This window comes from Dyadobacter sp., from assembly GCF_051859145.1.
Taxonomy (GTDB): Bacteria; Bacteroidota; Bacteroidia; order Cytophagales; family Spirosomataceae; genus Dyadobacter.
Map to the genome: position 1 here is coordinate 20,073 of NZ_JBHYGF010000334.1, position 13,429 is coordinate 33,501.

Sequence of the window (13,429 nt, forward strand, 5' to 3'; positions counted from 1 at the left end):
TACTGCGGAAGTAATGAAAATACTGCTGCTGCTCCTAATTCTTTGGGATAATCGTTAGTACTTCTGCATTTTCGGCCATGTTTTCCTTCACTGCATTGGCAAAACCGGGCAGCAATGTCAGGTTAGTATCCCACAGCTCAGTGTCGCTCATTACCTGTTCCGCAAGGTCGACTGGCGAAGCCGCATTTCTCCACTTTTCATCGAAATAAGCCGCAGAGTCGCAGCGGATGGAATAGGGTTTACCGTCCAGGTCTCCGTAATAATTACCGTCTTTATGCACAACCGGTTTCATAAATTTCAGAAAGGCAGCAAAACCTTTTGCAAATAGCAGCGGCGGCTGGTCTGAATGCTTATAGTGTTGCAGTAAGGTTGGAATATTCCGCATTTTCATCTTCGCCGTGTATTGCACCGTAATGTCAATCAGCTGGTGGCGGATAAATGGATTGCGAAAACGATCCAGTACCAGATTCCCGAATTCCCGCGCACGCGCCGGATCCACCTGGTAGGGTATCGCCGGAGCCAACTCGTTCAGCATTAAATCTGAAACGAAAGTGGCAATTTCAGGCGTTTCCATACTCTCACGCACAGTCTCCAATCCATGCAAATAGCAGAGCCCGGAAGACAATGTGTGTGTTCCATTGAGCAATCGCAGCTTCAACTCGCGATGCAGATCGATGTTAGGCTCAATTACTACCCCGCTGTCTGCTTCGGCGAAGCTCAGCACTGAGCGGATATTTGCATCACCTTCAATTGCCCAAAGGCTGTAAACTTCTGATATAATCAAAAGATCGTCCCTGAAACCCTGTTTCTCGGAAAGCTCCGCTATGCTCTCCGCGTCCGGTTTGCCTGGTACTATCCTATCTACGAGAGAATTACAAAAATGGTTTGCATTTTCAAGCCAGCCTATGAACTCACTGCCCAGCTCGTGCCGCGAAGCTTGTTCCAGTACAATCTCACGCAGTTTTGTTCCATTGCCAACAATCAGCTCAGTCGGGACGATCACCATTCCTGATTCCATGGAACCGTCGAAGGCCTGAAAACGTGCATGTAAAAAGGCGGTAAGCTTGCCCGGAAAAGAGGCTGGGGGAGATGCGAAAATATCATCATCTGTAAGCTGAATACCTACTTCCGTTGTATTCGAAACGACAATCTGCATTTCAGGGTTAGCCGCGCATTTCAGAATTTCATCCCATTCAGAACTCGCGCTTAATGTCCGGCTAATTGAAGCATTAACAACGGTTTCATCAACCTGCCGACCGTCTGCTATCCCGCGGATACTATGCGAGTACAGGTTTTGTTGTTGTCTAAATGCATCCGTTCCACCATTTCCTGTGGATTTTACAACCACAATCCTACCATTGAAAATCCCTTTTTGATTCGCCTTGTTCACGAAATAATCGGGCAAGCCGCGCAGAAGCACGCCTGTGCCAAACTGAATGATTTTTTCGGGCAAAGCGAGCAGCTGCCTGTGATTTGCCAGCAGGTCAGGACGTTGATCCAGGAGTTCGGGTGAAAGTTGCGGTAAAGACATTTTTAAAGAAATAGGTACATTCATGTGACGCCAATTACAAATAGTAACCCCTAACAAAAAGAGGCGCCGTCAAGCGCCTCTTTAATCATATATATTCTAAAAAACCGCGCCTAAGCCTCAATGGTAACAAAGCCGCTTTCTTCCTTTTCTTTCTTCTTGTCCGGAAAAACAAACTTGATCGGATTTTTAACTTGCTCAGGTAGCAATGCAATCGCAAGTACCTCGTCTATTGTGTCGACATAATGGAAAGACAGGTCCTTAATGTAGTTAGCAGGTACTTCTTCCACATCCTTCCGGTTTTTAACACACAGAATAATTTCCTTCACGCCGGCTCTGCGTGCCGCCAGGATTTTCTCCTTTACACCGCCGACAGGAAGTACTTTTCCACGCAGGGTAATCTCGCCTGTCATTGCAATAAAAGGCTTAACCCGACGCTGCGTGAAAATGGACGCCATTGAAGTTACCATCGTAACCCCGGCCGAAGGTCCGTCTTTCGGAACAGCACCCGCAGGAACGTGTACGTGAAGATCGTACTGGTTGAAAATGCGGTAGTCAATGTCGAGCCTGTCAGCATTTGCTTTCAGGTAAGACAATGCAGCTACTGCTGATTCTTTCATTACATCGCCCAGCTGTCCGGAAAGTGTCAGATTACCTTTTCCGCGGCTCAGGCTTGTTTCAATAAACAAAATTTCGCCGCCAACAGAAGTCCAGGCAAGGCCGGTAACTACACCGGCAAAATCGTTATCCTGGTAAAGGTCTTTGTCAAAAATCTCTGCACCCAGGTATTTTTCAATCTGATCAGCTTTCAGACTTTTAGGGTAATCCTGCTCCATTGCCACCAATTTCGCGATCTTGCGCACAACCGTACCCACTTTCTGTTCGAGGTTGCGGACGCCGGATTCGCGGGTGTAACCTTCCGCGATTTTCAGCAGCGCCGAATCGTCGATCTTGATATCTGTCGATTTCAACCCGTGGTCTTTACGTTGTTTTGGTACCAGGTAGCGTTTTGCAATCTGCAATTTCTCTTCAATTGTGTAACCCGTCATTTCGATGATTTCCATCCGGTCGCGCAATGCGGGATGAATGGTATCAAGCGAGTTGGCTGTGGCTACAAACAGTACCTTCGAAAGATCGTATTCTACTTCCAGGTAATTGTCTGTAAAAGAGGAATTTTGCTCAGGGTCAAGTACTTCCAGCAATGCCGACGAAGGATCGCCGCGATAATCGGAGCTTACCTTATCGATTTCATCCAGAATAAAAACCGGATTGGCTGAACCTGCTTTTTTGATATTTTGAATGATCTTACCCGGCATTGCGCCAATGTAAGTCTTGCGGTGGCCACGGATTTCAGCTTCATCATGCACGCCGCCGAGCGCCATTCTGATGTATTCCCGGTTCAATGCTTTTGCAATGGATTTTCCCAAAGAAGTTTTACCCACTCCCGGAGGTCCGTATAAGCAAAGAATAGGCGCTTTCAAATTGCCTTTCAGTTTCAAAACTGCCAGGTATTCGATGATCCTTTCTTTCACTTTTTCCAATCCGAAATGGTCTGCATCAAGTACTTTCTGTGCGCGTACCAGGTCGAAATTGTCTTTTGTATATTGTCCCCAGGGCAAATCTACCAGTGTTTCCAGGTAATTCATCGTCACCGGGTACTCTGGCGCCATCGGGTTAATTCTTTGCAGCTTGTTTAGTTCTTTATCAAAATGAAGACGTACCTGATCAGACCATTTCTTCTGACTTGCCTTTAAACGAATTTCGTCCAGATCCCGCTCGGGACTATCCATTCCAAGTTCGTCGTGCAAAACTTTGATCTGCTGGCGCAGGAAATAGTCACGTTGCTGCTGGTCAATGTCAGAGCTCGCCTTTGTCTGGATTTCGCGTTTCAGTTCCAGCATTTCGATCTCCCGCATCATGTATTGAAGCAAAAGCGTCGCCTGCTTATGTCCGTTTCTTTCTTCAAGCAGCTTCTGTTTGTCGGCTACTTCTACATTGATATTGGAAGAAAGGAAATGGATCAGGAAAATCGGGCTTTCGATATTATCCAGTGCAATGCGCGCCTCCTGAGGTATCTCGGGGTTCAGCCGCATGATTTTATGCGCCCCGTCACGAAGTGATTGCAGCAGTGCTTTTGACTCTTTTTTAGTAGGACCAGCAAACGAATCCTCTATCGCGCGGACTTCGGCTGTAAGATAAGGCTCTTCGTGAATGATATTCTTGATCTCAAAACGCTGCCTTCCCTGCACGATAATGGTCACATTTCCATCGGGCAAAGTGATCATTTTCAGGATCTGCGCAACTGTACCAATGTTGTAAAGATCTTCCGCAGTAGGATCTTCCTTGTTGGGAAGAGCTTGCGTAACAGCACCGAGAATCCGTAGGTTAATGTCAGAATTACGATATATCTTTTTTACCAAACGGATCGCTTTCTGGCGCACCACAGTGACAGGAATAACCATTCCCGGGAAGAGTACAGTCTGTCTGATTGGTAAAATGGCAAGTTCATTCGGAAGTTCAAAAGGCTCATCGGAACCGTCAGGTCCGCCAAGTGGAACAATTTCGAGGCTATCCATGTCGGAATCAGACATTAGCAGCCGACTATATAAGTCAGAAGGTTCAAATTTCATAGGCATTCTGTCAAAATGACAGATAATCTTTTCCCAATATATAAATAAGGCCTTTCAAAAGAAAGGGAATAATAAAACAAAATAGCTGTGCCAATTGGTGCTTGTCAGGTCGGTTTTGGCCGTTTTTAAAGCGCGTGTACGGTCTGTCCTTTTTTGAAAAGAAAGGTCTTTTTCTCCGATACAAGCTTCAAATTTGTCATATTCACCTGATCGTCGAACACCTCCATCAGCGTGCTGTTTTGAAGACGGTAACCATCGGTTTTTCCCTGAAACGGAATTTCCAGATAAATCCAGGTCGCGTCCTCCTCCTGCTCTTTTCCAACGTAATGCATTGCCACAGGATTTCTACCCGAATCTGTTAAGACGAAGCCTTTTCGGATGTACTTTTCAACCAGCGGATCATTCTTGTCATTGTCTTTTACAACAAAGCGCTGGTTTCCGTTGCTCTGAGACAACCCTTTTTCAAGATCATCGGTAAAGATCCGGATACTCACCTCAAAGGATTTTTGAGCAGGATTGAACTGCATGTGCGTGACCGAAACGTGGTATTCGTGCTTCGGTGCAAAGGAGGTGAGAAGGAGGAAGGAGGAAAGGAAGAAAAGGGGGAAGGAGGCGGGAACACGCAATCCCTTCCTCCATCCTCCCTTTCGTCCTTTCTCCCCTTTAAAAAACAGCTTTCCAAACATCATTGAAGATCGCAAATGCCATCAGGCCGAGCAATAATACCATACCTACTTTCTGCGCGTTTTCGAGGAATGCGTCAGAAGGTTTGCGGCCGGAAACGAGTTCGTAAGTAAGAATAACCGCGTGACCACCGTCAAGCGCAGGAATTGGAAGTGCGTTCATGAATGCGAGTACCATAGAGAGCAAGCCTGTAAGGTACCAGAACCGGCTCCAATCCCAAACGCCGCCAAACATACGGGCAATGCCGATAGGTCCGCTCAATGCTTTGGATGCAGATACTTCGCCGCGGAAGATTTTACCAAAACCTTTGATATTATCAAAAACAACATTGAATGCATCCTTCGTGCCGACGCCGATCGCCTCTCCAAGGGTGTACTCAACTGTTGTGTATTTTAAAAGACTGTTTCTGTAAAAACCAATTGTACCATCTTCCGAAACCTGCAGTGGAATGCTTTTCTGTGCACCGGCCCTCTCAACAACAATGGTAACCTGCTTTCCTTTTACCTTGTCCAGCTCGTCCTGCATCTGGTGAAAAAACTGGATCGGTTTTCCATTTAGCGTAAGTACTTTGTCACCTGTCTGCAGACCCGCCTTTTCAGCAGGCAAGCCAGGGATCAGCTCTCCGATCGTAAACGGTTCCTGTGCACGGATGAAATTCCCTTTTTGTTTAGGGTCTGAGACTTTTTCGATGAAATTGTTAGGTATCTCAACCACCAGCTCCTTTCCATCGCGGTTAACCGTATAAGAACTGTTGCTGCCCAGGAATACTTCCGAGCTCACGATTTCACTGAAATTCGTAAAAGGTTTTCCATTGACCTTTACAATCTTGTCGCCGGTCTTCAACCCGATTTCCTGTGCAAGTTCACCTGCAACAATACCGTATTTATTTACTTCCGAGCTCGACAGGAACTGGTCTCCTTCACGGTAAGCGATCAGGATAAATATGAAAATCCCGACAACCACATTCACGATAATACCTCCCAGCATGACGATCAAACGCTGCCAGGCTGGCTTGGAGCGGAACTCCCAGGGTTGTGGCTCCTGGTTCATGGTAGCGGTATCCATCGACTCGTCGATCATACCCGATATTTTTACAAAACCTCCCAATGGAATGGCGCCAATTCCATATTCTGTTTCGCCGCGCTGGATGCTGAAAATTTTAGGAGGAAAACCAATGAAGTATTTTTCAACCCGCATCCCAAACATTTTGGCCGCGGCCATATGTCCCCATTCGTGTAGTCCTACCAAGATGGACAAGCCCAGGATGAGCTGTCCGGCCATTATTAATACTTCCATTCAGGTTTTTTCGTAATCGTTATTGGTAATTGATTTATTAAGCTCATCCAGGCGGATCTTGCGTTTCTGCATTAGAAACGTAAATGTAATCAGTAAAGTTACGTAAAAGCTTTGATAAGGATAAAAATGGCCCCTTACTCTGATGCAGCGGTATTTTTGTCGGGAACTGCTATTTCTATCCCCATCATCCGCATCAGTTCCGACGCATTGAAACTCCGGCAAATACCTTTGTACAACCGATAATCGAAATGCAGTTTGCCCTCTTCTACGTCGGAGCGGAAGTGATAATTATGCACGTACCCCTCTGTTTCTCCCCATTGTCCCAGTTCCAGATCGTGCGTGGAGACGAGCCCGGAAGCATTTTTACCGTGCAATTGTCTGATCAGCGCCTCAGCGCCGCGGTGCCGGTCTGCTGAATTGGTACCTTTCAGGATTTCATCAAGAAGATAGAAAACGGGCGCTGCGTTTTCACCGGACAGTTCAAGAAGTAACCTGAGCCTTTTCAATTCTGCGTAAAAAGACGATGTACTTTCTTCCAGTGAATCCTGGGTGCGCATGCTGCTGAAAACACGGAGGGGAGAGCAGGAAAATGCGTTGGCACTTATTACTGCGCCCATCTGCGCCAGCACCAGATTAAGCCCGATTGTGCGGAGGAATGTACTTTTTCCCGACATATTAGAACCTGTCACCAGCATCGTAGAGCCAGTTCCGGTTAGTTCGAAATCGTTGCTCACGCGCTTTTCCGTAGGAATGAGCGGGTGGCCCATTGATTTTGTTTGAACAAAAACCTGCGGCTGGTCATTTACTTGCGGAACAACATACTGCGGGTTTGCAAATGCATGCCCCGCCAGCGAATTCATCGCTTCGGTATCTGCAAGTACATCGAGCCAGTGCCACATTTTAGATTGGTTAGCCTGCTTCCACTTTTCCAATGCAGCCAGACAATGTATATCCCAAAGTGTAGGTATCCCTACAAAAAGTCCGAAAAATGGATTATTTCGGTAGTCAAGGCGCTCAAACAACGCACCGGCGCGGTGCAGGGAACTGGAAGAACCTTCGATCAATGCTTTTCTGCCAAGCCACCAGCGTGACGTATAAGGCGCAGCTTCGGCCAGTTTCAACAGATCTGCATAAGCGACGAGCGTTTTACCCAGGGTTGTTGTTTTGTTGGTAGTCACCTGGATAACCGCCTGAAATTGTTTCAGAATGTAAAAATGGGTTCCGAGGCAAAGCAGTATGCCCCAGTAAGGAATAATTCGGAAGACAACGAGTGCAATAACAGCCAGGGTTACCAATGGAAACCACCGGAATTTCAGAAGTGATGCCAGTTTCGGATCAAGCGTCTCGGTTGACCATGCCCGGAATGCATTTACCTGCGCTGCTGCATGTTCGTGGAGCAATGCAGTCGCCTCCCAGGTTTGCATTAGTTCGGGGTGTTGCTTGAAGTCAGCCGAGGCTTGTTGGCGGGCTAGTATATCATCGGGAGCTGCGTGATTTTTGAGCCAGTTTGAAAGTCTTTTACTACCCTCGGAAGTGCGCGTGCGGTTCAGTAGTTTGTAAAGGGAGTACTCCCCGAAAATATCCAGGTCAGAGAGGAAAGCGTGCTCTTTTTCGATAAACTGCATTCCATTGTCGGTGCGTTTGAAGCGGAGCGAAAGTCTTTCCAGTTCATCTTCATTTACAGTTTGCAGGTTTTTATGAAAATCGCGGGTCTGCTTCACCTGCTGGTGTTTTCGCATTAGAAATAGAAACGCGAAAACCAGTACTGCAACCGCCAGTGCCCAGGCAGCCTCACCGGACCGGATCATCAGCCAGACAAAAAGAATGATTGTCACAAACACGGCCAGACGGGCAAAAGAAAGTTCGTTAGATTTTTGCTGGGCGGCGGCTTCGGCTCCGCGTGCATCTTTGAGCCTTGCTTCAAAAAAAGCTGCGGGCGGGTTTTGTGCGGTGGTATTTTCCATTAATTACTTTGGGCAGTTTCAAACTGCAATTTGATCAGATTGGCGTACAATCCGTTATCCAGCAGCGATAATTCATTGTGCGAACCAGATTCGGCGATCATTCCTTCACGGATCACATAAATCATATCCACTTTGCGGATAGTAGCCAGCCGGTGCGCGATCACAATCGTTGTACGATCTTTCATTAATTCGTCCAATGCAACCTGAACCAGCTTTTCCGATTCTGCGTCCAGAGAGCTCGTTGCTTCATCAAGGATCAGGATTTTTGGATTTTTAAGAATAGCACGTGCAATGGCAATGCGCTGGCGCTGTCCGCCTGAAAGCTTGATACCTCTTTCGCCTACGACAGTTTCAAGCTTTTCCGGAAACGATTCAATGAAGTCAAGCGCATAGGCGCGCCGGGCTGCATCGTAAATTTCTTCCCGGGTTGCATCCGGTTTTCCGTAAGAGATGTTTTCGTAAATGGTACCGCCAAATAGCATGACTTCCTGAGGTACAATAGCGATGTTTTTGCGCAGCTCAGAAATCCCGAAATCTGAAAGCGGTTTTCCGTCAATCATAATCCGGCCCGATTGGTAGTTATAAAACCGCATGAGGAGCTGGACAATCGTAGATTTGCCTGCGCCACTGTATCCTACGAGCGCGATCTTTTCGCCTGCATGAATGCGGAGCGATATCCCTCTGAGTACAGGCAGATCAGGCCGCGACGGATAGGAGAAATGGATGTTATCATACAAAATATCGCCACGAACAACACTGGTACCTGCATTCCTGGCCCCGTCAATGGTAATCTCAGGCTCTTCTTCCAGTATCTCAAAAATACGCTCCGAAGCACCGATCGTCTTGTTGACCTGCGCATACAAATCACCCATTCCGCCAATGGAAGCGCCAATGAATGTAGTATAAAGTATAAATGTAAACAGGTCAGACAATCCGAACTCTCCCGCCTGCACCAGCCCGGCCCCATACCAGATCACGGCCACAATGCCGCCGAACAATGCAAAAATGATAAAGGATACAAACCCGCCGCGAAAGCTGGCTGCATAAAGCGAAAGCTTTACTACTCTTTGCAGTATAGTCCCATAACGCGAAACTTCCAGGGGTTCGTTGGTAAATGCTTTGACAACATGGATGGACTGCAATGTTTCTTCAACCACCACATTTGCTGCGGCAAGTTCGTCCTGCGCCTTCCTGGAAAGCTGCCGCATCCGCCGGCCAAAGAAAACGGAAGCAACTACCAGCACGGGAAAAGTCGCGAGCATGAAAAGCGTCAGTTTCCAGGAGGTATAAAAAAGAATCGCCATGCCGACTACAAGCGTGGCGATTTGCCGGAAAATCTCCGCCAGCGTGAATGAGAGTAGTCCCTGTAACTGGGATACATCAGCAGTAATGCGGCTTGTCAGCTCACCCACGCGCCGGGATTCCAGGAATGTAAGCGGGAGTGTGATGATTTTGCTGAAAACATCCAGGCGAATGTTTGTCATCGCCATTTCACTAACCTTGGTAAACAGGTAAATCCTGAAATAGGAAAACACAGCCTGGCAGACCAGTATCAAAAACAGGAACATCGTGATCTGGTTGATTGTATAAGGCGATTTACCTTCGATCACCTCGATAATGCTGCCTACCAGTTTTGGAAATGCGAGGGAAGTACCTGTCGATAATGCAAGAAAAATAAGTCCGATAAAAAACATCCCGCGATAAGGACGAAGGTATTTAAAGAGACTTACAGTCGTTTTTAGTCCCGCCCAACTGATTTTCCGGATAGAAAAGAAAGAAGTGGGTGTATTGGTTTGCTCATTTGTAGCCATCAGAATCGGGCATATTGCGTGAGCGCCGAAGTGGTACTCACCAGGATATGCATTTAGATATCAGGCAGCAAAAGTAATTAAAAATCATGGTTGCGGTACAGCAGAAAAACGGCTGCTGTCAATGGACCACAAGGTCCTGATCCTGCTGGCGATAGACCGGCTTGCGCATCTGCTCATACCAGTTTCTGACAAGGTCATAGCAGGGAACCTCTATAAACCGTGTAATCAGGTGCGCTACCAGAATGCATAAGCCGACTGTCAGCACCAGAGCGGGGTAAATGTTCCATCCAAAGTTGTTCGTCAGCTTCAACATAAGCTGCAATCCCACGTATTGATGTATCAGATACAGACAGTAAGAGATTTTTCCGAGGAAAAACAAAGGGCGGTGATTGATGAATTTGAGATTGCCTGTAAGGAAAAGTGCGAAAATGATGTGAAACAATGTAATTGCAATGCAGTGGCCCACGAATGAGGTATGGTATTGCGCAGTGCCGCCTTTATCGTGCAGGTAAAATGCCGCCGCCAAACTGAAAACCATCAGCAACAGATTTTGCCTGATGTTCTTGCCGGCATTCAGCCTGAAAAACAGGATTCCTGAATAGAATAGCGGAAAGTGGTTTAGCAATTGGACCTTCTTGGTCGCAAATGCATAAAAGCTGAGGTAGTATCCGCTGAAAAAATGAAATGCAATAATCGCTACGATCGTCAATGCGCCAATTTTTTCCACACTTTTTAGTTTGTGTGAAATGAATACCGCAAGAATCCACACGTAGAACACGAGTTCCACTAATAAGGTCCAGTAGGATCCGTCCAGGTCTTCAATACCGAAATAGGCAGCCGCCATGGTCGCATTTGCGAGTATGCGCGTCGGATTAATGTTATGTGGCTCTATCAGTACGGCGACAAACGCGGTGATCAGCATACAGTACCAGAATGCAGGGTACAAACGTGCAAAACGTTTTACCACGAAATCCTGCCATATTTTCGTATTTTCCATGGATTGAAAAATAACGAAGCCGCTGATCATGAAGAATAAATCAACCGCGGTAACACCGTAGCTGAATTCCCAGCCCAGTAGTTGTTTGTTATGGTTGATCGAAAAATGAAAGATAACAACACTCAGTGCTGCAAGTCCTCTTAGTGAATCCAGTTCTGCAAACCGGTGTTTCCTGACGGAGTCAAGATGATGTGTATAGTTAAACATAAACGCGCGTCTCCATGTGGAGCGAGTTAAATATTGGGGAATATTTTACGCTGTTATACGACTTTACGCTGTTATGCGAAAATGGTAAAAATTCCGGTGTTTTACAAAGGGGGCTGTGGTAAAACCTGGTGTTTATTTTTGCTGTAAGAGTTTTTGTATCAAATAGTTACAAAGTTTTTTGAAATTCTCCTACCAGTAAAGCAACCCTGTGGTCTGTTTGCCCGTAATAGGGTAAAAAAAGCAAATAGCATGCCCGAGTATAACTCCGCCGTTCTTCATGAACTACTCGCCGGCTGTTTACAGAGAAACCGCCGTAGTCAGGAGCTGTTGTATAAACAGTTCTACGGCTATGCCATGAGCATTTGTTTGCGCTATACACGCAGCCGGGAGGAGGCCAAAGAAATACTCAACGATTCTTTTTTGAAGGTTTTTACCAAGCTGGAAAGCTATGATACGGAACGTTCATTCAAGACGTGGTTGAGCAGGATCATCATCAATACCGCACTTGACCATTATCGTCAGGAGATTCGGAGGGATGTGTTTGAAAATGTGGAGTTTGCGGAGAATGTGTCCGTAGATGAAACAGTTATCAGCCGCCTTTCTCACGAAGAGCTGATGGGTTTGATCCAGAAACTTACACCCTCCTACCGGATTGTTTTCAGCTTATCGGTCATTGACGGCTATACACACGAAGAAATTGCAGAACAGCTGGGCATTTCGGTTGGGGCGTCAAAATCAAATTTGTCGCGTGCAAGAGAAAAACTAAGAGAAATGTTATCCAAAATCAATATTGACGATTATGACAGAGTTACCAGATGACGAACTGGACAAGCTCTTCAGAAAGTCATCAGAAGAGTTTGATCCGCAGTATGATCCCGAAGATTGGAATAATCTAAGGAAGAAGCTTGACCAGCAGGATAGGCAGACGGGTGGATCGTGGTTGAGAAAGTGGTGGCCGCTTGGCTTATTGCTGTTGCTGATCCCGGCAGGAATTGTGGGATACCTGTGGCGTGACAATGGAGATGAGAGCGGAAATACGAGGTTTGTAAATGCGGCACAGGATAGCATAACAAGGAATTTGCCTGAAAACCCGGAGCCGGCAGCAGCAATGCAACCTCCGCTTATAAATGCAGATACCTCCGCCTCGACCCACACAAATGCAAATGCCGCTGATGCAGATAAAGAGGAAGCAAAGGCTGAGAAAGGTACTATAACAGAATTGAACAAAAATACGAATGGAGTAGCAACAGGAAATTCTGAAAATACATTTAGTAAGCCACTCTCTCGATCAGGTTTAAAAACTGCTGATGTAAAAAGCAGTCCAATATTGCCCCGGAGCCGATCTAAGGCAGGCGGAGTGTACTTAGAGCCTAACCGCTCAAAGACGGAAGGAGGCGACGGAGCTCTTATTTTACCAAAAACCGCATTGATCCAAAAGAAGAAAACAGATACGGATGAAGGCGGTACCTACATTTCCGGCGAAGGCGAACAAAATGCGGCTGCAAAGCTAAATGCAAGCAAATTGTCCGCAGATGAACAGCTAATTGCGGCCAGGAAAGACAATGCGGGGGAGCGAATGCAGATTGCTGTGGTTACGCTTGGAAACAGACAGCCAAGCTGGAACAATAAGCACTTGCAGCGGCAAATAACCTTTGAAATGCCAGAGAAAGCGACTGCTTCCGTAGAGGAAAAAGAGGTAGTGATGCAGGCAAAATGGGCAGTAAGATTTGGCTATTCGCCTGATTTAAGCACTGTTGGCGGCGAAAAGCTCACCAAGCCGGGAAGCGCAGTATCGATGATGGCTGAACTTTCTGTACTGCCAAGGCTCTTCGTTCAAACCGGGGCCGTGTGGAGCCGGAAAGACTACCGCGCCAATGCAGGCGACTACATTCTCAACCCCAAATGGGGCTACTATACCAAGCCGGAAAGCATTGAGGGTATTTGTAAAGTGCTGGAAGTTCCTTTGAACCTGAGATATGACATTGTTTCCGGCAGCAGATCAAGAATTTTTGCCGGATCGGGCCTGTCTTCTTACTATATGCGGGGAGAGAAGTATAAGTACAACTACGAATACCCGAATGACCCGCACATCAAGTATAATGGGTGGCAAGGGAAAACAGGTTGGTACATTTTCAGTCACCTGAATGCCTCTGCCGGATATGAATATAGGCTGACAAATAAACTCTCACTTGTTGCTGAACCTTACGCAAGAATGCCGCTGAAAAGAGTGGGTTATGGGAAAGTGAACCTGTTCACTGCCGGCGTGTGGATTTCGGTTCGCTATGTACCTGCATTCAGGTAAATCCAGGAAT

At 46.7% G+C, this 13,429-nt stretch carries 9 protein-coding genes; 2 read left to right on the plus strand and 7 right to left on the minus strand.

Annotation, left to right across the window (positions count from 1 at the left end):
• Nucleotides 1–34: 34 nt before the first annotated feature.
• The 7 genes from ACTIE6_RS17840 to ACTIE6_RS17870 form a co-directional block, all read right to left on the minus strand.
• Complete coding sequence (locus ACTIE6_RS17840; protein ID WP_439557931.1) at nucleotides 35–1,531, minus strand: tagaturonate reductase; 1,497 nt, start codon at nucleotides 1,529–1,531, stop codon at nucleotides 35–37.
• A gap of 110 nt (nucleotides 1,532–1,641) precedes the next feature.
• Entirely contained in the window at nucleotides 1,642–4,119 is a 2,478-nt protein-coding gene (gene lon / locus ACTIE6_RS17845) for an endopeptidase La (protein ID WP_439557932.1), read from the minus strand.
• Nucleotides 4,120–4,283: 164 nt separating this feature from the next.
• Complete coding sequence (locus ACTIE6_RS17850) at nucleotides 4,284–4,847, minus strand: DUF6702 family protein (protein ID WP_439557933.1); 564 nt, start codon at nucleotides 4,845–4,847, stop codon at nucleotides 4,284–4,286.
• Entirely contained in the window at nucleotides 4,822–6,138 is a 1,317-nt protein-coding gene (gene rseP / locus ACTIE6_RS17855) for an RIP metalloprotease RseP (protein WP_439557934.1), read from the minus strand. Before rseP ends, ACTIE6_RS17850 begins: the two co-directional genes overlap by 26 nt.
• Before the next feature lie 134 nt (nucleotides 6,139–6,272).
• On the minus strand, nucleotides 6,273–8,102 hold the full coding sequence (locus ACTIE6_RS17860) for a MutS-related protein (RefSeq protein WP_439557935.1): 1,830 nt from the start codon (nucleotides 8,100–8,102) through the stop codon (nucleotides 6,273–6,275).
• Nucleotides 8,102–9,913 carry an ABC transporter ATP-binding protein gene (locus tag ACTIE6_RS17865; protein WP_439557936.1) on the minus strand — a complete coding sequence of 604 codons (1,812 nt, stop codon included), beginning with the start codon at nucleotides 9,911–9,913 and terminating at the stop codon, nucleotides 8,102–8,104. The genes ACTIE6_RS17860 and ACTIE6_RS17865 overlap by 1 nt, the downstream gene beginning before the upstream one ends.
• 118 nt (nucleotides 9,914–10,031) lie before the next feature.
• The gene (locus tag ACTIE6_RS17870; protein ID WP_439557937.1) at nucleotides 10,032–11,117 is read right to left on the minus strand and encodes an acyltransferase family protein; all 1,086 of its coding nucleotides are present in this window, start codon (nucleotides 11,115–11,117) and stop codon (nucleotides 10,032–10,034) included.
• 249 nt (nucleotides 11,118–11,366) lie between these two features.
• On the opposite strand from ACTIE6_RS17870, the gene ACTIE6_RS17875 reads away from it, so the two are divergent.
• Both ACTIE6_RS17875 and ACTIE6_RS17880 read left to right on the plus strand, forming a co-directional pair.
• Nucleotides 11,367–11,936 (plus strand): RNA polymerase sigma factor, encoded by a 570-nt coding sequence (locus tag ACTIE6_RS17875; protein WP_439557938.1) that lies wholly within the window; start codon nucleotides 11,367–11,369, stop codon nucleotides 11,934–11,936.
• Nucleotides 11,917–13,419 carry a hypothetical protein gene (locus ACTIE6_RS17880; protein WP_439557939.1) on the plus strand — a complete coding sequence of 501 codons (1,503 nt, stop codon included), beginning with the start codon at nucleotides 11,917–11,919 and terminating at the stop codon, nucleotides 13,417–13,419. The genes ACTIE6_RS17875 and ACTIE6_RS17880 overlap by 20 nt, the downstream gene beginning before the upstream one ends.
• Nucleotides 13,420–13,429 lie beyond the last annotated feature (10 nt).

Excerpts from the sequence above, each read along its gene's own strand:
- ACTIE6_RS17840 (WP_439557931.1), bottom strand. The coding sequence starts at position 1,531 with ATGTCTTTACCGCAACTTTCACCCGAACTCCTGGATCAACGTCCTGAC.
- lon (WP_439557932.1), bottom strand. The coding sequence starts at position 4,119 with ATGTCTGATTCCGACATGGATAGCCTCGAAATTGTTCCACTTGGCGGA.
- ACTIE6_RS17850 (WP_439557933.1), bottom strand. The coding sequence starts at position 4,847 with ATGATGTTTGGAAAGCTGTTTTTTAAAGGGGAGAAAGGACGAAAGGGA.
- rseP (WP_439557934.1), bottom strand. The coding sequence starts at position 6,138 with ATGGAAGTATTAATAATGGCCGGACAGCTCATCCTGGGCTTGTCCATC.
- ACTIE6_RS17860 (WP_439557935.1), bottom strand. The coding sequence starts at position 8,102 with ATGGAAAATACCACCGCACAAAACCCGCCCGCAGCTTTTTTTGAAGCA.
- ACTIE6_RS17865 (WP_439557936.1), bottom strand. The coding sequence starts at position 9,913 with ATGGCTACAAATGAGCAAACCAATACACCCACTTCTTTCTTTTCTATC.
- ACTIE6_RS17870 (WP_439557937.1), bottom strand. The coding sequence starts at position 11,117 with ATGTTTAACTATACACATCATCTTGACTCCGTCAGGAAACACCGGTTT.
- ACTIE6_RS17875 (WP_439557938.1), top strand. The coding sequence starts at position 11,367 with ATGCCCGAGTATAACTCCGCCGTTCTTCATGAACTACTCGCCGGCTGT.
- ACTIE6_RS17880 (WP_439557939.1), top strand. The coding sequence starts at position 11,917 with ATGACAGAGTTACCAGATGACGAACTGGACAAGCTCTTCAGAAAGTCA.